This window comes from Streptomyces luteireticuli, from assembly GCF_041519305.1.
In the GTDB taxonomy this organism is placed as follows: Bacteria; Actinomycetota; Actinomycetes; order Streptomycetales; family Streptomycetaceae; genus Streptomyces; species Streptomyces luteireticuli.
On record NZ_CP167927.1, the window covers coordinates 6,243,373 to 6,262,467 of the forward strand.

9 protein-coding genes and 2 pseudogenes are annotated in these 19,095 nt (G+C 69.6%); 3 read left to right on the plus strand and 8 right to left on the minus strand.

Features of this window, described 5'->3' with window-relative positions; all coding sequences use genetic code 11:
• Nucleotides 1–73: 73 nt before the first annotated feature.
• From AB8735_RS28125 to AB8735_RS28150, 6 genes are all read right to left on the minus strand, one after another.
• On the minus strand, nucleotides 74–1,192 hold the full coding sequence (locus AB8735_RS28125) for a three-Cys-motif partner protein TcmP (RefSeq protein ID WP_372410164.1): 1,119 nt from the start codon (nucleotides 1,190–1,192) through the stop codon (nucleotides 74–76).
• 98 nt (nucleotides 1,193–1,290) lie between these two features.
• Nucleotides 1,291–2,046, minus strand: a complete 756-nt coding sequence (locus AB8735_RS28130) for a DUF5131 family protein (RefSeq protein ID WP_372410165.1) — start codon at nucleotides 2,044–2,046, stop codon at nucleotides 1,291–1,293.
• Nucleotides 2,047–2,439: 393 nt separating this feature from the next.
• The gene (locus tag AB8735_RS28135; protein ID WP_372410167.1) at nucleotides 2,440–3,663 is read right to left on the minus strand and encodes a TIGR02679 family protein; all 1,224 of its coding nucleotides are present in this window, start codon (nucleotides 3,661–3,663) and stop codon (nucleotides 2,440–2,442) included.
• Entirely contained in the window at nucleotides 3,660–7,715 is a 4,056-nt protein-coding gene (locus AB8735_RS28140; protein WP_372410169.1) for a TIGR02680 family protein, read from the minus strand. Before AB8735_RS28140 ends, AB8735_RS28135 begins: the two co-directional genes overlap by 4 nt.
• A complete protein-coding gene (locus tag AB8735_RS28145; RefSeq protein WP_372411925.1) occupies nucleotides 7,712–8,950 on the minus strand; it encodes a TIGR02678 family protein in 1,239 nt (412 codons plus the stop codon). The genes AB8735_RS28140 and AB8735_RS28145 overlap by 4 nt, the downstream gene beginning before the upstream one ends.
• A 5-nt stretch (nucleotides 8,951–8,955) precedes the next feature.
• On the minus strand, nucleotides 8,956–10,512 hold the full coding sequence (locus AB8735_RS28150) for a TIGR02677 family protein (RefSeq protein ID WP_372410170.1): 1,557 nt from the start codon (nucleotides 10,510–10,512) through the stop codon (nucleotides 8,956–8,958).
• A 382-nt stretch (nucleotides 10,513–10,894) separates the two neighbouring features.
• Between AB8735_RS28150 and AB8735_RS28155 the strand changes: the two genes are divergently transcribed.
• From AB8735_RS28155 to AB8735_RS28165, 3 genes and pseudogenes are all read left to right on the plus strand, one after another.
• Nucleotides 10,895–17,560, plus strand: coding sequence for a DUF3320 domain-containing protein (locus tag AB8735_RS28155; RefSeq protein WP_372410172.1), 6,666 nt, complete (start codon nucleotides 10,895–10,897; stop codon nucleotides 17,558–17,560).
• A 156-nt stretch (nucleotides 17,561–17,716) separates the two neighbouring features.
• Nucleotides 17,717–17,824, plus strand: a pseudogene (locus AB8735_RS28160) (hypothetical protein); the annotation flags it as partial.
• A 34-nt stretch (nucleotides 17,825–17,858) separates the two neighbouring features.
• Nucleotides 17,859–18,017, plus strand: a pseudogene (locus AB8735_RS28165) (ATP-binding protein); the annotation flags it as partial.
• Between the two features lie 274 nt (nucleotides 18,018–18,291).
• Here AB8735_RS28165 and AB8735_RS28170 read toward each other — a convergent pair.
• Both AB8735_RS28170 and AB8735_RS28175 read right to left on the minus strand, forming a co-directional pair.
• Nucleotides 18,292–18,549 (minus strand): hypothetical protein, encoded by a 258-nt coding sequence (locus AB8735_RS28170; RefSeq protein ID WP_372410173.1) that lies wholly within the window; start codon nucleotides 18,547–18,549, stop codon nucleotides 18,292–18,294.
• Between the two features lie 239 nt (nucleotides 18,550–18,788).
• On the minus strand, nucleotides 18,789–19,010 hold the full coding sequence (locus AB8735_RS28175; protein ID WP_372410174.1) for a hypothetical protein: 222 nt from the start codon (nucleotides 19,008–19,010) through the stop codon (nucleotides 18,789–18,791).
• Nucleotides 19,011–19,095: the final 85 nt, after the last annotated feature.

The window sequence follows — 19,095 nt, forward strand, 5'->3', positions numbered from 1 at the left end:
GACTGCACCCGGCCAGGGTGACTTGCTCCCGCATCGTGCAGGTCTGGTGCGGACGCCTTCCTGCACGATCGCCCTAGAAGAATGCTCCCTGGTCGTACCGGGGCTTCGGATCAGTATCCGGTACGTAGGGCAGAACAATGGTCTCGCTTGTGACCTTGTAGGGCTCTGTCGCTACCAGGCGATCGTTCCGCATCTGCCTCACGAGCGCGGTGACTTGGGCAGGCCGATAGACGGTTTCCAACAGCGTGTACTTCTTCAGCTCTGCCACCGTCCTGCCGTTCGGCGATGAGGCGATGTGATCACGCAGGATCCTGCGGAGGGGGCCGGTGTCCGGTTCCATCTCAAGTTCGAGCTGCTGCTGTTGAAGGTCCTTGGGGTCGCGGTAGCGGACGCCGTGGTCGGAATCCACGCTCCACATCGCATCCTTCATCTTCTCCAGTCCTCGCGCATGACTGGTCCCGAAAAGCAGGTAGAGAGGGTGGCCGCCTTCGTCGACCATCTCGAAGTAGAGGGCGTGACTGAAGCCGGCCCGCCGGAGTGTGATCCGGTATTGATCTCTGAGGAACGTGAACTTCTCGTCGGGGCGACGAGTGAAGACCGCTTGCCAGTCGGTGCTCCCGAAAGCGACGTTCCCCGCGCTCCGGTGCATGTCGTTCTTCTCTGCGAAGCGGGTGAGGAATGACGGTACGAAGGTGATCAGTACTTCGGTGCTGGGGTAGCGCGCGAGTTCCTTGAGGAGCTCAAAGGGGATGTCGGGACCTCCGTAACTGTCCAGGAGCACAAAGAGCGGTCGCCCCAGACGGCCCTCGGTCCTCAGCTCGTGGATGAGCAGTGGATGACAGGTTCCCTGATGGATGGCAGTGGTCAGGCGTTGGCTGCCGGTTCGTTGTCGGGCGCGGCCGACCTGGCGATGCAGCTCGGCAACGCGGCGTCCGTCCTCCTCGACGAGGACCATGCGTATGTTCTTGGGGCGTTGCCGCAAGGTGTCGGCGAAGACGGCGTGGGCGACGATCGGGGAGCCGGGCTCCCCTTTTGTGTAGATGCCGGGGCCCGCGAACCCCTCGGCGTATGTGACGGTGTCATGCTGACTCAGCAAGATCAGCGACCAAGGTTGCAGGTACTTCTTGAGCAGATCGTGTTTGGCTGCTGTGTGCGGATCGAGCTGCCATATGGTCTCTTTGGGCACGGCCACGTCTGTTCCCCCCTGTCGGACACAACCTCCCTGGGCCAGAGGATCACACGTCGCCGGGGAAGGCGCCAGGGTGCGTGCGGAGCATGGGCCGGGGAAACTCAGGCAGTTGGCGCCGGGAGGCGCTGTGGGATCTCGTCCCAGGTCTGACCGGCGAGCTCGCGGCCTCCTGTTCTGGGCGTGCGGCCGCCCCACTGTTTGAAGAAGAACGGCACGCCGTGAGCCGTGCAGTTGTCGCGGATCTCAAGGATCCACCCTTCGCGGAGAGGGCGATGGTTGGGCCCGGACTCGCCTCCGGCGATGACCCACCCGATTCCGGTAAGGTCCATCCCGGTGAGCGGACCCAGGAGCGGCTCACAGGAGAGAAACCGGAGGGCTGCCGGGACGTGTCGCAGATCCTCGACACGGCCGAGCTGGTCGGCGTGTTCGATGGAGACTCCCATCCATAGGTTGGGAGGCCAGTCGAGCCGGTCCGCCAGTCGTCTGAGCCGCAAGGAACGTTTGGTCAGCAACTGATATGTGTGTTGAGGCGTAGCGGCTATGACCTCGAATACCTGCCGTACGAACGTGAGCGGTACCCTGGCATGGAAGAGATCGCTCATCGAGTTGACGAAGACCATCCGTGGCGCTTTCCACTGGGACGGAACCTTGAGTGAGTCCGGGTGCAGTGTGACGCCGAACCCTGGCCCGGATGTTCGAGGATCCCCATCGTTCTGGTACTTCGCAGTGCCCATGGCCTTGAGGCGCCGGGCCAACGTCAAGGCGTAGCAGTTGTCGCATCCTGACGTGACGCGATCGCACCCCGTTGTGGGGTTCCAGGTGGCCTCGGTCCACTCGATCGCGCTGCGATCACTCATAGCTGTCTCCCTGGCGTGAGACGAGAAGCGCTGTCTGCGTCCATGTGTGCTCCGGTTGATCTGCACAACGAGCGGCGTGGCGAGCTGGCACGTGATCACACCATCATTCATGTCAAACTTGCGTTCTGTATAGAAGGGTTGGAAGTGCAACTGCCGCTGCATGCCCGGTAAGTGACAGGAAATCTGCCTCTGGATCCGGTGACGTCCTCCGAACCGGAGCGCGCTCGTGAGCCCGAGGTCCGGCCGATGTTGTTCACTGCCCAAACTGTCCGAGCCTCTGGTGTCCGATTGCGATGCGCTCTGATCTATCTGCCCTGACAGGCCACCCCATGGATGCGCCGCCCGGCCGGGTGCTGACGGGGATTTTGCTATCCGGGTAGTGGGCACATGCGGTCAGACGAGATCCGCGAGCAAGGGGCCCAGGGCCACCTCTTCCTCGACGCGTACTCCGAATTCGGACAAGGCCGCTGCCAGGGCCGGGTCCCAGGGGGATTCGGCCGACGCTCCCGTCAGAGGCGGCAGCTGGGGCGTGGTGGCGGCCAGGGCGCGGTAGTCAGCGGCTGCGTACCGCCAAGGACGCCACGGCACTTGGCTCAGCAGTAGGTTCGCGATCCGGAGGCCGCCCCAGTCGAAGTCTCCGTGGTAGAGGAGGGTCGCGCCATCGTCGTTGAGGTGGCGCAGGAGGGCCAGGGCTGCGGCGGACGGCTGGCCCTGGAGGCAGATCAGCGGCGGGCAGGCGGCGCCGTAAGCATCGGCGGCGGCTGCCAGGACGGACGGGTTCTCGCAGATGCGTACCACCGGTGGAGTGGACCGGGGGCGCTGGTGGGTGAGTTGCCGGAGGGTCAGGACGCATGGTTCGCCCGCTTCGGCCATCCAGTCCAGGGCGGGGGTGCCACGAAGGTTCAGGGTGAGGACAGTTGAGGGCAGCTCGTCGCGCAGTAGCCCCGCGGACGCCCATGCGTCACGGCGCCATGTGGCGCCACTGCCGTCAGGGAAGCCGGTGAAGCTGCGTATGCCCGACAGGGTAAGCGTGGCCAGGGGCGTTCCGTCGTCCAGGGCATGCGCGCTGCCGAGGACGCGGGCGGCGAACGCGGGGAGCGATACGGCGGGTTCGGCAGGGAGTTCCCGGAGGACTCGCGCGGTGTCGGCGGTCAAGGAGCAGGCGGCTTCGGGGGTACGGGCGAGGCGCCGGACGAGGGCCTCGGTGCGCGGCCCGGCGGTCCAGTCGGCGAGGTGGGGCAGCTCGCGGCCCAGGGTCCGGAGCGGCTGGAGAGCCTCCTGCCAGGCGCGGGATGCGGCTGTGCGCGTCCGGCGGAGCGGAGTGACGGGACCCGTCAGGGCTTCGACAGCCGCGGCGAGGCCGTCGGGGCTAACGCCGGAGCGGCGCAGGACGTCGTCCACGGCGTCGAGCCGGACGGTCAACGACCGTCCAGCGCTCGGCGCCCGGCCCAGCAGGCGCTCGACAGCCGCGCGCTGGGCGTCGGTGGGGGCGTTCAGTGAGACGGGCCCGGTGAGGGGCTGCTCGCGTTCGAGGCGCCGTCCCGCGCGGTCGACCAGCCAGGCGAGGCCGGGGGTGCCGAGCAGCCGTCGCAGGCGGTCGAGATCGATCCCGTTCATGCCCACAGCGGGTCCTGGCCGTCCACTTCGGCGCACACCGGGGCGTCGCGGCGCAAGCGCGCCGAGCCGTCCCACTCCCAGCGGGTGACCAGGACTGCCGCGACCTCGTCGGTCCGTGAGAGCTGGGCGATGGCGATGCCGGGCACCTGCGGGTAGCAGGCCCATTCCCGTTCGCTGGTCATCACCACGTCCAGGTCGAAGGCGTGCAGCAGACCCAGGCACTTGGCGCGCGAGTCGTCGTCGACCCCCGCGAACGCCTCGTCGAGGGTGACCAGACGCGGCGCGTGCGGATTGCCCGCGCTCGCGTAGTGCGAGGACGCGGCGGCGAACAGGGGTACGGACATGGCGAGGACGCGTTCGCCGCCCGAGGCGGGGCCGGTGGCCGGGACCCAGCGGCCCTGCTGGTGACGTTCGACGCCGAACTCGTACCATGCGCGGTAGTCGAGGGCGGCGGTGAGGTGTTCGAGCCAGCTGCCGGCGGTGTCGCCGGTCTGCTGCTGGGTGATCTGTGCCTGCAGGAACTCGCCGACCGCCGCCCGGTCCTCCGCGGACCAGGCATCGGCGGACTGGCGCAGGCGTTCCCGCGCCCGGTCGAGACCCGCCGGGGCCTTGCGGGAGGCCCGCCACACCAGGCGCAACTTCATGCCGGTCGAGGTCGGGCGCTCCTCCAACTCGGCGTTCATGGCCCGTACATGCCGCTCGGCCGCGCCGATCAGTTCCTGCAGGGTGCCCGCCACCTCGGTGATGAGGTGGGTTTCGAGGACCTCCCGCTCGTGGGCGGACAGTATGCGGGTGAGTTCACCGACCTCGGCGGCGAGCGCCTCGGCGAGTTCGGGTACGGCGCGTTCGCGGCCCTGGTAGACGATATCGACGACCATGCCGTCCTCGATCATGCGGGCGGACGCGGTGTGGCCGTGCCGGGACAGGGCGTCCTGCAGGGTCTTGTGCTCTTCGCTGAGACGCTTCTGCACTCGGTCCCAAGCCCCGTCGGAGTCGTCCGTTCGGGACAGTTCGGTCTCGATGGAACGGGCCAGGGCGATGGCCGGGGTGGCCGCCCACGGACCTTCCCCGCCCGGCGGTACGGTCAGTCCGGGCAGAGCCACCGTGATCAGGCCGGTGCCGGCGAACCGCTGGAGACCGGCGATCGCTTCGGCACGGGCGGAGGCCGCCTCGGCGATCCCGTGTTCCAGCTGCTCGATGCGGCCTTCGGCCCGGCTGGCCCGCCGGTCCGCCGCGGTGTGCAGCTCGCGGGTGCGACGCTGCTCCGCGCCGCACTCGCGCAGCGCGTCGGTGGTCTCGGCGAGGCGGCGCTGAAGTTCGGCGACGGCCGCGCCGACCGTGGAACGCAGGGTGCTGTGGCGCTCGTCGGCGGCGGTGGCCTCGCGGGCCGAGTCCTCGGCCCGGAGCGTGTGTTCCGCGGCCCGTTGCCCGGCCTGTTCGGCCTCGTCGCGCTCCTCGCCCGCCTGACGGTCCGCCTCGGCGCGCTCGCGCAGGGCGGGCCACAGGTCGGCCAGGACGAGGGCGAGGCCGGTGAGGGCCTGGCGTACGGAGGTGAGTGCGGACTTGTCGGCCGGCAGACCCAAGTCGGCTGCTGTCGAGTCGAGTTCGGCTGCCGCCCGCTCGGCGGCCTGGGCCGCTCCGGTGAGGTCGCCGGCCCGTTCGTCGCGCCGGGCGCGATACCGGCGCACGGTGCCGGCGGCCGCGGCCACGCGGGCGTACGCCTGCCTGAGCGGTGCGTCGTCGGGTACGGCGGCCAGCTCGGCGTCGAGCACGCGGCGGCGTTCCACGACAGCCTCGGTCCCGGCCGCGGTGAGGGCCAGCTCTTCCTGGAGCGAGGCGAGTTGGGTGCGCAGGGCGGCGATGCGGGACCGTCGCGCTTCTTCGCGGGCGCCCTCACCGACGTATTCCGCGGAGGGCTTGGCCCACCGGCCGGTGAGCGCGCCGACACGGAAACGACCGTCGGTCGCCGCCCAGTCGGCCGCACCGCTGTCCGCGCCCAGCCCGACTGCCGCGAGCAGCCGGGCCACCGTTCCCTCGCCGACCGTCGCGGCCCGGGCGTCGCCGTGGTCCACGGCCGGGCGCAGTACATCGGCCAGGGACGGCCCGGGAACCGGACCAGTCCGTGGGGTGAGCAGCACATCGTGCCCGTCGGCGTCGAGGGCCGTGCCGTCCGGGCGCACCCAGGCGTCCAACAGGCCGGACGCCTCCAGGGCCGCTTCCAGTCCCGCGCGTTCGGTGTCGTCGGTCCCTTCCCGGAAGTCGACCAGCCGCCACAGAGGGGCGCCAGTCGTGCGCTCGCGCAGCCCCGAGGCGCGGGTGTACGGGGCCTTCGGCCCGCGCTGGCCACCGGCTTCGAGTGCGGTCAGCTCCTGCTCCACCTCCCGCAGGTGTGAGCGGAGTTCAGCTCTGCGATGCGTCAGGCCGGCCGCCTGATCGGCGAGCTGCGCCGAAGTGGCGCTGTGGGCACGCGAGGCGTGGGTGCGGGCCGGGCAGGGCCCGTCGAGGTGCTCCGTCCACTGCTGGAGCTCGTCGAGGAGACCGACCGGATCCGGGTATGCCAACTCCCCGCATTCCCCCACATGTTCACGTACGGCATCCAGCAGCGCCCGGCCGGCCGCCGCTACTGCCTCCTCCGCCTGCCGCTGCGTCTCGGCCGCGAGCGCGAGGTCGGACTCCGCCTCGTCGAGCCGCCGGGAGGCCGCGCGGCGCTCGCCTGAGGTCCGGTCGGCCGTGTCCGCGAGCTGTTCCACGTGGGTGAGGGTGCGCCGCCTGCGGTCCATCGCCTCCTCAGCTGCCTCCCGGGTCGGCTCCTCGGGCAGGACGACCAGGGCTTCCCCGGCCACTTCCTGGGCACGGATCAACACGGTCCCGGCCCGGTGCCCGGCAGAGGCGAGCCGGTTCTCGGCCGCACGGAGCCGCTCCAGCGCCCGCGCATGAAGGCGTGCGGCCTGCGTCCGGTCGGCTTCCGCGCGTTCCCGGGCCTGCGCTGTGCGAGCCGCCTCCTCGGCCGCCTGCTCCAGTTCACGGGCGCTGCGCATCTCGGGTCCCGCGCGCAGGGCGGCGTCCTGGGCGCGCAGCCGGGTCCCGGTCTCTTCCAGAACGGCGATGCGCTCCTCGGCCGCCGCCCGCTCCTCCTCCGCGCGGGCCTTGTCCGCCTGGGCCTCGGAGAAGTCCCGCTGGAGGTGCTCGTACCGGGAGTGCTCGCTGCGCGGGAGGCGGGCCCGCCGACGGGTGGCGATGCGGGCGTAGCGCCGGTAGTGGTCCAGGAAGGCCGAGGCGGCGTGCTCGGCCTCGGCGGCGGCCCGCAGCTCCTCCTTCTCCTCGTCCAGCGAACGGAACGCCTCCGCCGCGTCGGCGACGACCGCCTGGTCCATGGGCGGCAGCGCTTCGGTCAGGGCCCGGGAGAGGGCGGCCTCGTTGGGGCGCTTGGACAGCTGGGGCTGGCGCAACTGGATGAGCAGGTCCACGAGGGCGGCGTACCGCTGCTCGCCGAGTCCGAACAGCGCCTCGTCCACGGCCCTTCGGTAGGTCTTGGCCTGGTCGTACACCATCCCGTGCCCGGCCACCGCCTCGGCGAGCCGGTCCCGGGACAGCGCGGTGCCGGTGGCGTCGAGCAGGCTGAGGTCCGCACCGATCCGCTGGTCGGTGACCGCGTACCAATGGCGCGCGATGCCGCGCCCGGTGACGGCCTTGAGCCCGCAGGCGAGCGTACGGAAGTGCGCCTCGCCGGTCGTCCCGTCCCGTCGGCCGAACTCGATCCAGGTGTAGCCGAGCCGTTCGGGATGCGGGTGTTCGCCGCCGAGGAGCAGGTTCCACTCCATGCGCTTGCCCGGGTCGCCGTCGGGCTCGACGCGGCGCGGGGTGAGGTCCCCGTCCAGCAGGAAGGGCAGGGTCAGGGCGAGGACCTTGGACTTTCCGGTGCCGTTGTTGCCGCGCAGCAGCAGCCGCCCGTCACGGAAGTGGAACTCCTCCTGGTCGTAGTGGAAGAGGTCGACGAGCCCGATGCGCATCGGCTGCCAGCGCGGACGGGTGGGGACGGGGAGGGCGGTCACTGCCGGCTCGCCTTTCGCTGCTGGGGCATGCGCGTGGTGCGGGGTTCGAGAACGACGGTCTCGCCGACGGCGTACCGGGCGAGGGCCGGGCGCGGCGCGATCTCGTCGCCCCGGCGGGTGATGAGCCCGAGGGCGGCGAGCTTGGCGAGCGCCTGCTCGACCAGTTCGCCTTCCATGCCCGGTTCCTTGGCGGACTTGGCCCAGAATCCGGCGTATTCGGCGGCGAGTTCACGGACCTTGCGCCGGAGGTCACCGGTGGTGACGGATTCGCCGCGCGCTGCCGCCAGGTGTTCGGTGAGCAGCAGGGTGATGTGGCCATGGGTGCCCTGTTCGGGCATGCGGACATCGGTGAGGTCGTCGTCGGGGTCGACCATGGCGATGCCCTCGGCCCGTACCTCGGCGACGAGCCCGGTCAGTTCCGTGATGCGGGCGGTGAGGAAGCCGCGCTGCCGGGTGAGGTACGCCAGCTCCGCGTCGGTGAGCTCGTCGTAGTACAGCACCGGGTCGTCGAGCAGCCGGCGGGTCAGGGAGCGGCGCATCGCGCGGAACCGCAAGTCGTCGCTGTCCAGAGCGGTTTCGGCAACCAGCTCGGCCAGGCGCTCGTCGAAGGCGTCGGCGCGCACGGTGGAAGGGCCCCGGCGGGTGGCGAGCAGACCGGCCAGCACGCGGCGCTCGACGTCGTACAGGACGTCGCCCGCCCCGCTGACGTACGCGTCCTCGTCGCCGGCGACCCGCCGCAGAACGCCGAGTTTCAGCAGGAGCCTGACGACGGCGGCGAGATCGAGGCGCTCGTCGCGGCGGTCCAGGGTGAAGTGGATGCCGGCGGCGGTGAGGTGGGGATCCGCCGCGTCCAGGACGACCTGGTCGGCGAGACGGCCGAGTGCCACCTGGGCCTCGCCCCGTTCGAGGGCGGCGAGGGCGAGGCAGAGCAGGACATAGCGCCGACGGGTGAAGGGGGCGCCGGCCCGGCTGACTTCACGGGCGGGGTGCGTCGGGTCGGCGAGAGATCCAGGGGTCTTGAGCAGGCGGGCGGAGTCGGCGTCCACGTGGAGGGGCCAGCCGGTGTTGCGGTCGAACCATTCGCGCAGTTCCGAGGCGTGGCGGCGGACGAGCCGGAAGTCGTCCGAACGCGGCCCGCGGGCGAGGAGGAGAGGCTCTTTGAGCAGAGCGCGTGCGGCCCTGCGCAGCTCGGCGGAGTGCTGCCCGTCCAGGACCTCGGCGAGCGGGGTGTTCACCGCGTTCATCGCCTGCTGTCTCCCTCGGTCAGGTCGATGATCTCGACGGTGTGGTCGGGGCCCCGGAACGTACCTCCCAGGGTGGTGATCTCGGCGGTCCTGCCGTCGTCGAGCGCCGTGAGGCGGATCTCCATCGAGCCGTCGTTACTGGTCGCGGACGTGTGTGTCATACCGGGCCGCCAGGTGGCGAGAGCGTCACCGAGAAGCTGGAGGAAGAGGCCGAAGGCGAGCGGATCGAGGTCACCGAGGGCGGAGAGCCGGGTGACACCGTCGGTGGCGAGCCGTGCCCGCGCGGTGGCGGTCTCGGCAGCCTGCTTGGCCGCGATCTGGGCGAGATGACGGCGTGCCTCGGAGCGGTCCTCGACCTTACGGGGCTTGCCGCGCCGTTCGTAACTTCCGGTGCGCCGCAACTGCGGGCTGATGCGCAGTGGTTCGGCCGCGGCCCATGGGGTGGCGGCGGGCACCGGCCGCGCCGTGCGGGCGGCGAGAGTCTCGGCGTCGACCGTGAGATGACGGGCGGGGTGGAGCCCGAAGGCGGTGCGCCACAGGCGGTGCCGGGCATCGTCGTCGGGTGCCTCGGCGAACCAGCGGGCGAGCGTCCGGAAGTCGGCGGAACGGTCGGAGCGTCCGGCTCTCCGCTCATTCAGGGCTCTTACGACCGCGAGGAGTTGGGGAATCGCCCCGAGGGCCCGGCCGCGCAGCAGCCGCGCCTGCGATTCTCGCCCGTCCCTGCTGATGAACCAGGCGGCGAGCCCGTCCCAGCGCCCGGTCCACCGCGCGTACGCCTCCCGCTCGGCGTGTTCCGCGTCCTCCGGAGAGGCGTCGGCGGCCTCGCGGGCGGCGGCGGTCCGGAGCAGTGGTGCGATGCCGTCGCCGTCCTCCAGCTCCAGGATCAGCTGGGCGATGCGCCCGCCGAGTGTGATCAAGTCCTGGATGAACCGCTCCAGATACTGGATGAGCCGGTCCTTGTAGGCGAGGAAGACCTCTTCCTCGACGTCGTGCAGGTCGATGGTGCGCTGCAAGGAGCCCATGAAGGCCCGGGCGTTCTCTGCGAGGGCCGCGAAACGGCTGGCCAGCGCGTCGAGTGCGAGGTACGTCTTGGCCGGGTCGGCCACCTCCTCGGCACCCAGGACGAGCAGGGCGCGCAGCTGGGTGACAATGTCGTGCAGCGCGACCGCCTGCAGCGCGCCGCGCCGCCCGAGTGCCTCGTCGTACGCGGAGAGCGCCTCCTCCGCCGCCTCTCCCGCCCGGGTGAGCTGATAGACGAACCGTTTGCGGTAGAAGTCCTCGACGGCGGTGACGCGCGCGGTGTCGGGATCGGCGCGCAGATTCCCCCACTTGACGAGCTTGTCGAGTGCGTCGACCACGGTGTCGAGCTCGGCCGGACGCTCGGCGGCGGGCAGGGCGGCGTGCACATCCTCGGGGCGCAGATGCACCGCGAAGCGTTCCTTGGCGGCGAGGAACGTCCGCATGGTCCGCCGGTAGAGGGCGGAGTTGGGCGCGGTGAGGTGGGCGAAGGGGGCGTACCCGGCCGGGGCCGGGGGCTCGGGTGTCGTGGTCATTGCCTGGCCATTCTTTCCGACGCCGCGTGGTACGGACAGGGAAATTGGGGAATCCCACGAATCACACGGATCGGAGAGGGGCTTTCCTCATGGGCCGAGACGGCCAGGCTCCCGGTGATCCTTGCGGCGTCCACGGTGACGAAGAGATCACAGAGTGTCCGATCTACCAGGGCAAATCGGGCGATCCTCTCTTCAATCGGCTGTCTCAACCGTATGATTCGTACATCGGTGGGGTCAGCATGCGTCGTGCGGGGTTTGGGCTGGGGGATGTCCGAACCCGTGCGTCGTGCCGGGGGCAGCGGCATCCCGGGAGAGCCTCTGTGAGTGACGACGAGTGGGGAACGGCGTGACGGCTCCTGGGTTCTCGGGTACCGGCGATGAGGTGGAACGGCTCAAGGCGATCCTGGCCGGGTGGAGGTCCTCGCTCGTCGACCTGAGCGGCCGTAACCGACTGCTCAACTTCCGGCATACCAAGGCCGCAACCCTGGAAGTCCAGACGCCCTTGCCCACCGTTCTCTGTGAAGGGCTCGGCCGCGGATGGGAATTCGCTCCACTGCCCGACGAGGGCACGGAGAAAGAACCGACCTCAGCGGAACCGGACAACCTGCCGGACAAGCGGGGCGGTTCCGTGGGCGACGCCATCGTCACCCAGAAGAAGACGGCTTCCGCGCTGCTCCGTACCCTTGGGGGCTTGCGTAGAAGGTCCGTTCAGGTCTTCAACGACTACGGTCTGTGGACCCTGCAGCTCGGTGTGGGCATGCTTCATTGGCGCGAAGACCGGGCCCAAGCCGGCAGTGACGCCCCCCTTGTACTGCTACCCGTGTCCATCGAGCGTCTGGCGAACGGACGTTTCCGGCTGCGGGCCAACGAGGACGAGGAACCGCGCTTCAACCCCGCTCTGAAAGTGAAGCTCGAACAGTTCGGCATCGACTGGACGCAGGTGACCGAGCAGGACCCGCTGGATATTGCTGCCATCCTGGATGCCGCCAGCCGTGCGGTGGAAGGGAAGGCGGGATGGACCGTCGCCTCCCGGGCGGTCGTTGCGTTGTTCGCGTCGCACAAGGAGTCGATGTACCAGGACCTGCTGGACAACCAGGAGCAGGTCCTCGGCAGTGATCTCGTACGGGCTCTTGCCCTTGGGCCGAACGCCGGGCTGGCGCCCGACCGGTTCGACTTCGAAGAGATCGATCCGCATCGCATCGACGAACTGAGTCCGCCGGAGGACAGCCCTCTCGTGCTCGATGCCGACGCATCCCAGCGGCAGGCGATCGCCGCGGCCGTGGCCGGTCGGTCCTTCGTCCTGGACGGGCCTCCTGGTACCGGCAAGAGCCAGACGATCACCAACATGATTGCCGGGCTCATGTATGCCGGACGCACCGTACTGTTCGTCAGTGAGAAGGCCGCAGCGCTCGACGTCGTACTGAACCGGCTCAAGAGCGTTGGCCTGGACTCCTACGCGCTTGCCCTGCACAGCCACAACACCAGCCGCCAGGCCGTCGCCCGGGAACTGGGCCGGGCACTCACCGAGGAGCCGCAGGCCCCACGGCTCGCCCGGGAAGCAGTGGCACGGGCCCGGGAGACCCGGCAGTTGCTCAGTGCATACGCGGACGCGATGAATGAGGTTCGAGAACCCCTGCGGCGCACGCTGCATGATGCGATCGGCAGGATCGGGCAGCTGGTCGAAGCGCCCGTGGCCTATCTCGTCCCGGACGGTGACCGGACGTCCCCGGAACCGGACGCCTTCCGACCCGACATGCTCAGCGCCCAGGATCTGGAAGTGATCATCCGGGCGACCGGGACCATCGCGGGTGCCTGGGACACCGTCGCCGATCCGGACTTCCCCTGGCGCGACCTGCGGCCGGAAGCTCCGCATCCGCGCCCCGCGTTGGAGCAGGCCATGGCAGCGCGGGAGGCGCTGGCCGCTGCTGTGGTCCGGTACCAGGATCTCGCCTCCGACGGACGGCCCCTCGACGACCAGCCCGGTATCGACCGTCTGATCCGGTTGCTGCGGTTGGTCGATACCCGTATCCCGGTCCCGGAGGACTGGCTGATGACGGAGCGGTTCGCGGACGAGGTGCTGGACCCTGCCGATGCTTTTCTCCAGGAACTGGGGGACACCGGACGAGCGCGTGCGGCAGCCCGGGCCGTGGTCGGCGAGCGCTGGCAGGAGATCTCTCCCCGGCTCAGCGCCGAACCGGGAGACGCCGAGCGGGCTCTGCGGACGATGACTCCGCCCGGCCTCGACATCACCCAACTCACCGAAGAACAGACCCGGCAGCTTGCGACCGACTGCGACGCTGTCGCGGGAAGTCTGGAGCGCGCACAGCGAGTTCTGGCGAATCACCTCGAACGAGCGGGCCTCGGGCAGCCGGACGGTCTGGAGCAGGCCAGGGATCTCTGCACCCTCCTGGCCGCGGCAGGCGCGGACTGCCGTCCGCCGGCGAGCTGGCTGGTGCCCGGAGGAGCATCCGAGGCCGAGGCCGCTGCGGTGGATGTCCTGGCCGAAGGCCTGCAGTCCTTCTTCTCCCGCCGGGACTGTGTGCTGTCCGCGCAGGGGCTCGCCGAGGCGACGGCAGGTCCCGGCTGGCGGGAGGTACCGGCGGAACTGAGCACGGAACCCTCCCGGGAAGAGACCGGGCTCACCGAGCTGGAACCACGTGGTGCCGATATCACGGCGCTCTCCCGGCCTCAGGCCGCAGATTTCGCCGAGCGGTTCCGCGAACTGGCCGCATTCCTCGATGTCTGGGGCGGACGGCTGGACAGCGCCGCCGACCTGCTGGGCATCTCCCGGCCCCGATCGGTCGCCGAGTCGGAGGACCTGATCAGCGTCATCGAGTCGGCCGCAACGTCGCACCGATGCCTGGACACCTGGCTCGACCCGGGTGTACTGCCCCAGGTGCGGTCCGCCGTGGCGGAGATCGAGGAGGCGGCGGACGCGCTTCGGGTTGCCGAGGCCGCCGCTCGGGACTTCTTCACCGACACCATGGTGAATGCCGAGGATCTCCCCGCGGCCGTACAGCGCCTCACCGAGGCCGGCCGTGGCGTGATGGCCCTCCTGTCCGGCCGTATACGCGCGGACCGCAAGTTCGTGGCGGGGCTTACTCGCGGCGGAACCTGGCGCGGGGAGCTCTACGCCAAGCTTCCGCTGGCACACGACTGGTACGCGGCACATCATCGCCTGCGCGCCATCGCGACCAGCCACGCCGAACTCCTCGGTGGATATGCGGGCGTGGACCTGCCCGATACGCTCGCCCTGCGAGATGCACTGGAGCACGCGCAGACCGTGCACCGACTGGCGCCAGAGACGGTTGCGAACCCCCGGCTACGCGTACGGCTCGCTTCCCACATCGCCGCCGGCCGGGTGCTCGGCCCGGAACTCCGTGACAATGAGACCGAACTCCGCCGTGGTGCGGAGTTGTGGAAGCACAGCCTGACCGAGCCCGAACTCGACGCGTACGCGGACGACTTGGCAAAGCTGTCTCCGGCCCGGGCCGCAGGATGGCTCCGTACCCACGTGGAGCCTCTGCGGCAGGCCGTTGTCCTGCTGGACACCCTGTCGGAAACCGGCCGAGCCGCCGGCCCCGAACACACCCTCGGCACCGCCCGGGCCGCGGTCGCGGCAGCGCACGCCGCTCAGCGGGAGACAGCCGCGTTCCATTCCCGAGCGGAGGACGACAGAACTCTCCTGGGCCCCTGGTACCGCGGCCTCGAAACAGAACCTGGCGGCTTGAACGAGAACAGCCCTCTCGGCACCACGGGTTACGAGTCTGTAGGGGCGCTCCTGCGCCGTTCCCTGAGCAGGGCCGGCCGCCAGCCGGACCTGTGCGCTACGAGTGAGCAGCGCGGATTGCTGGGCCGGTACGCCGACGGGGAGCGGGTCCGCACGGAAGACCTGTGCGGTGCGCTCGAAACCGTTCGCCTGATCGCACGACTCGCTCCTGCCACACTCGCAGATCCGGCCCGCCGGTCCCGTCTGGCCGATGTCCTGGCCGACGGTCGGCCTGTGTCCGGGGAATTGCTCGACGGGGTGGCCATGGTCCGCCGCGCGCTGGACGAGTGGGAGGCCTTCGCGAGGAAGCTGCAGGACACTTCCTCGGGCGCCGCGCTCCTCGGGTTGCCGCTCGCCGACGCGGCCGTGTGGTTGCGCGCGCATGCGGAACCGCTCGAAGAGGCGGTCGACCTCGTCCACGCCACGGCCCGTGTAACGGGCGACCGTGCCCGGAACCTCCTGATGGCCCGCGAGGCCGTCGCGGTCGTCGCGGCCGCGCGTCGTGCCGAGGCCCGCTTCGCGGAGCACGAAGCGGATCACCGAAGCCTTCTGGGAACTCTGTACCGGGGCACGGATACGGACAGGGCCGAGGTGCGTGCCGCCGTGGACTGGGCGCAAGAAGTCCGGCGCGCCGCGCATGGCGGCCATGCGGCGCCGCTGAGCGGTCCGGCCGCACGCATGATGCTGACCTTGTCCGCCGGCGCCGCTGCTGTCGCACAACGCGAGGAGGACTGGCGTCGCCAGCGCGACGCACTGGTCGGACACTTCGCTTCCGAACGCGCCGAGGGGCTTCGGTGTGAACTTGCCCGGTCTCTGGAAGCGGCCGGGGCGGAGCTGGCTCGTCTGGACGGGCACCGGCATGGCCCCGAGGCATGGATCGACTCTGCCGGAGCCATGGCCCAACTGAGGAAGTTCGGACTCGGCAGCCTGCCCGGCCAGTTGGCGGATCGGCAGGCCGGGGCAGGGGACTTCCCCACAGCCGTGGAGCGTGCCGTGCTCACCGCGTGGGTCGAGCACCACCTCGTACGCGATCCCCGTCTGAAGCCGGTGCGTGCGGACGACCGGGACCAGCTCGTGGAGAGTTTCCGGGCAGCCGACCGGGCCCTCGTGGAGACCGCCCACGCCGAGGTCATCAGCGCGTGCAACGCACGGCGGCCCCGCCGTACATCGGTCGGACAGGCGGCGGTGATCCGGCGGGAGGCCGAGAAGAAGCGGCGGCACATGCCGGTACGCAGGCTGCTGCAGGAGACTCGTGATGTCGTGCGGCTCATCAAGCCCTGCTTGATGATGAGCCCGCTCACGGTCAGCCAGTTCCTGCCCCCGGACTTCACCTTCGACGTGGTCGTCTTCGACGAGGCCTCACAGGTCCTGCCACAGGACGCCGTCAACTCGGTCTACCGGGGCCGGGCGCTCATCGTCGCCGGTGACCAGAAGCAGCTGCCGCCGACCTCGTTCTTCAGCACGGGAGTCGATGATGGGGACGAGGACGAGTGGGACGAGGATGCGCCCATCGGCTTCGATTCCGTCCTGGACGCGAGCAAGGCCAGTGGCGTCCTGCGGAGTCTGCCGCTGCGCTGGCACTACCGCAGCCGCCACGAGAACCTCATCGCGTTCAGCAATCACGAGTTCTACGATGGTGGTCTGGTCACATTCCCCGGAGCGCTTGAACAAGGGCCGGACATCGGGGTGGAGTTCATCAAGGCCGACGGGGTCTACGACCGGGGTGGGCGCAGCAACAACCCTGTTGAGGCGGCGACGGTGGCACAGCGGGTCATCCACCACTTCACGACCCGGCCGGACCTCACACTCGGGGTGGTCGCCCTGTCCAAGGTGCAGGCCGAGACCATCGAAGACGAGCTTCAGAAGGCCAGGGCCGGGCGCCCCGACCTTGATCCGTACTTCACCGAGGGGCGTCTCGACGGGTTCTTCGTGAAGAACCTCGAAACCGTGCAGGGCGACGAGCGAGACGTGATCATCCTGTCGGTCGGATACGGCCCCGACCAACATGGCAAGTTGCACGCGGCTTTCGGTCCGCTTAACAAGGAGGACGGCTGGCGTCGCCTCAACGTGGCCGTCACCCGGGCCCGTCGCCGGATGGAGGTCGTGGCCTCTTTCCACGGCGGAGAACTTCCCGAGGGCACCAATCGCAGCGTGCTCGCACTCAAGCGGTACTTGGAGTACGCCGAGCGCGGACCGCAGGTGCTGCGGACCGAGGTGGCCGATCCGGATGCCGTCCCGGAGAGCCCTTTCGAGGAGGAGGTGCTCGCCGTCCTCCGTGGGTGGGGATACACGGTCCAACCTCAGGTGGGCGTCGCCGGATACCGGATCGACATGGCCGTACGGCACCCGGATGCCCCGGGCGCGTATGCGCTCGGCATCGAATGCGACGGCGCCATGTACCACTCCTCGCGGGCGGCCCGGGACCGGGACCGGCTGCGGGAGTCGGTGCTCCGGGAGTTGGGTTGGCGATTGCACCGGATCTGGGGCACCGACTGGTACCGGAACCGCCGGGATGCGATGGAGCGGCTGCGCGCTGCGGTGGAAGCAGCCTGTGAGGACGACCCGTACGAGTCGGCGGAGGCGCCTCCCGCTTCGTCGGAGACGCCGGCCGTTGATGTCCCTGAGGAGGCCGATATCCCCGAGACGGTCCCAGTGGTGCAGATCGTCCCGGTGGATGCCGCTTCGGTGGTCTGGAAGCAGCCGTATCAGGAAGTGGAGCCGGAGTTGCTGTCGGAGGTGCGCTCGCGTTCGTGCGCCCGGCTCGGAGTGCCGGGGATCGATCTTCAGGACCGTGCCGCCGCCGCGGCCGTCGCCGATGTGGCGCTGTGCGTCGTCGAGGTCGAGGGGCCGGTCGAGGAGGAGCTGGTTTTCACGCGGCTTCGCATGGCTTGGGGACTCGGCCGAGCGGGTCAGGTCGTTCGGGAGAGGATTCGGGAGGTGCTGCGTGTTCTGGAGCGGCAGGGCAAGATCGTGCGCTTCGGTACGGCCTACGACCGGCCCGGACATGAGGTCGCCGTCGCGCGTACGCCGACACCGGGCTGCAACCGGAAAGTCGCTCTGGTCCCCGCTGTTGAACGCCGGTTCGCCCTGTGTCGTGTGGTGGAGGAGGGGCCCGGCACTCACCGTGAGGACCTCATGCGTGAAGCGGCAAGGCTCTTCGGCTGGACACGGCTCGGTCCGGACATCCGGGCTGAGTTGACGAAGGACGTCGATGCAATGGTTGCGGAGGGATGCCTGGTGGAGACGGAAGGCGGGCTCATACCTGCTGTTGGCGAGTGAGGTTGAGGCGTCGGGCCGCGGGTCGTCGGAGGTGATGCCGTCACACGCACGATTCGTTTCGCGTTGGTTCCGGTTACGGGTGTCGTCATGCGGCGGTAGCGTGACCGGAAGTGACGGCCGCGGAAGGCCGTGTCTCCATGGGGAGGGCGTACGACCGTGCCCGCGCCGAAGCGGAACGAACCGACGAATCTGAACGAGTGGTACGGCCTGAAGATCCGTGAGTTGCGCGAAGCACGAGGCTGGACGCAGGCGGATCTGGGGAAGGCCGTCAGCCTCAGCGCCGGCCGGATCGCCCAGTTCGAGCGGGGGCTGGACCAAGACTTTCACCGACCCTCGCTTCTGCGCGGCCATCGTCGACCGCCTCACCTTCAACGGCGCCATCATCGAGACCGGCACCGACTCCTACCGCCTCGCCAGCGCCAGGGCCCGAGCCGAGGAACCGGCCGAGGTCAGCTGACCACTCCAGGTCCCTACTCGATGGCCCGCCGCCCTTCGGGCGGCGGGCCATCACCATGCAGTGACGTCATTTCCCATAAACATCCGCAGCGATCAAGATCGCTAACTGCTGCCGAAACCGACGTCCAAACGCTGCATTTCAAGTGAACGAAGCCACGCGTGTAGGCGGACACCGGGAATCCCCCGCTGGCGGACACGCCGGGCTCGTCGGGCGGCGGTGACGTTCTGTCACCTTCCTCGGCGGGCCAGGTGGGGGTGCCTAACGGCGGCAACGGCTAACCGAGGCCGGTTACGCTGCCAACACCACCAAGAAGAACCTCGCCGAGTTGGGCGGTTTTGTTGGCCAGGACATCGAACTGAAACGACGTCGCAGGCTCAAGAATTGATGTCACGGCGTCATCAGCGGCCGCTGGCGAGGCGTCAACCAGCGTGACTGCCACCAGCACAGCTAGGGCAGCACCAGCAGTACGGATGTGTCGAACAATGTCCCCCTGTCTTGAGAAGGTCACTTTCTGGTCCTTGAGCCCGGTCATGGGGCCGAGGTGATGATTACGCGGGCCTTCCCGGCGGTTGCGCCAGGTGCTCACCCGCAGCCGGGCGCTGCTGCCGGGGCCAGCCCCGCGCCCGGCCTCTTGGCCCGGCCGTGGAAATGCCTGAAGCGCACGGACAGTACGCGCCGCGGAACCAGGCCCTCACTTCGGTCAGAGCTGCCTCGAGGCCAATACCTTCGCCAGGCCGGCTTTAAGGTCTGTGAACGTTTCGATGGTGCTCTCTAGGTAGCGGTGACTACCGCGCCGGTGATGTCCCCGGAGATGTCCACGACGGTCTCCACGGCGCCTTCCTGGGCGTGGGCGGGTGTGGGGGTGGCGAGGGTAGCGAGGCCGGTGACGGCGAAGGTGGTGACGGCCAGGGTGCTCAGGCGGGCGAGCCACCGGCGGCCGGCGCCCGGTCGACGGGCGGGAACGAGCTCTTCAGGGACGGATGACGGGGGCACCACGGAACCTTTCGGGTCGGGACGGGAGCTGACTCGGCTGCACGCTCATGTGCCGGCATTCCTTACACGGGGCCGAACAGGCCGA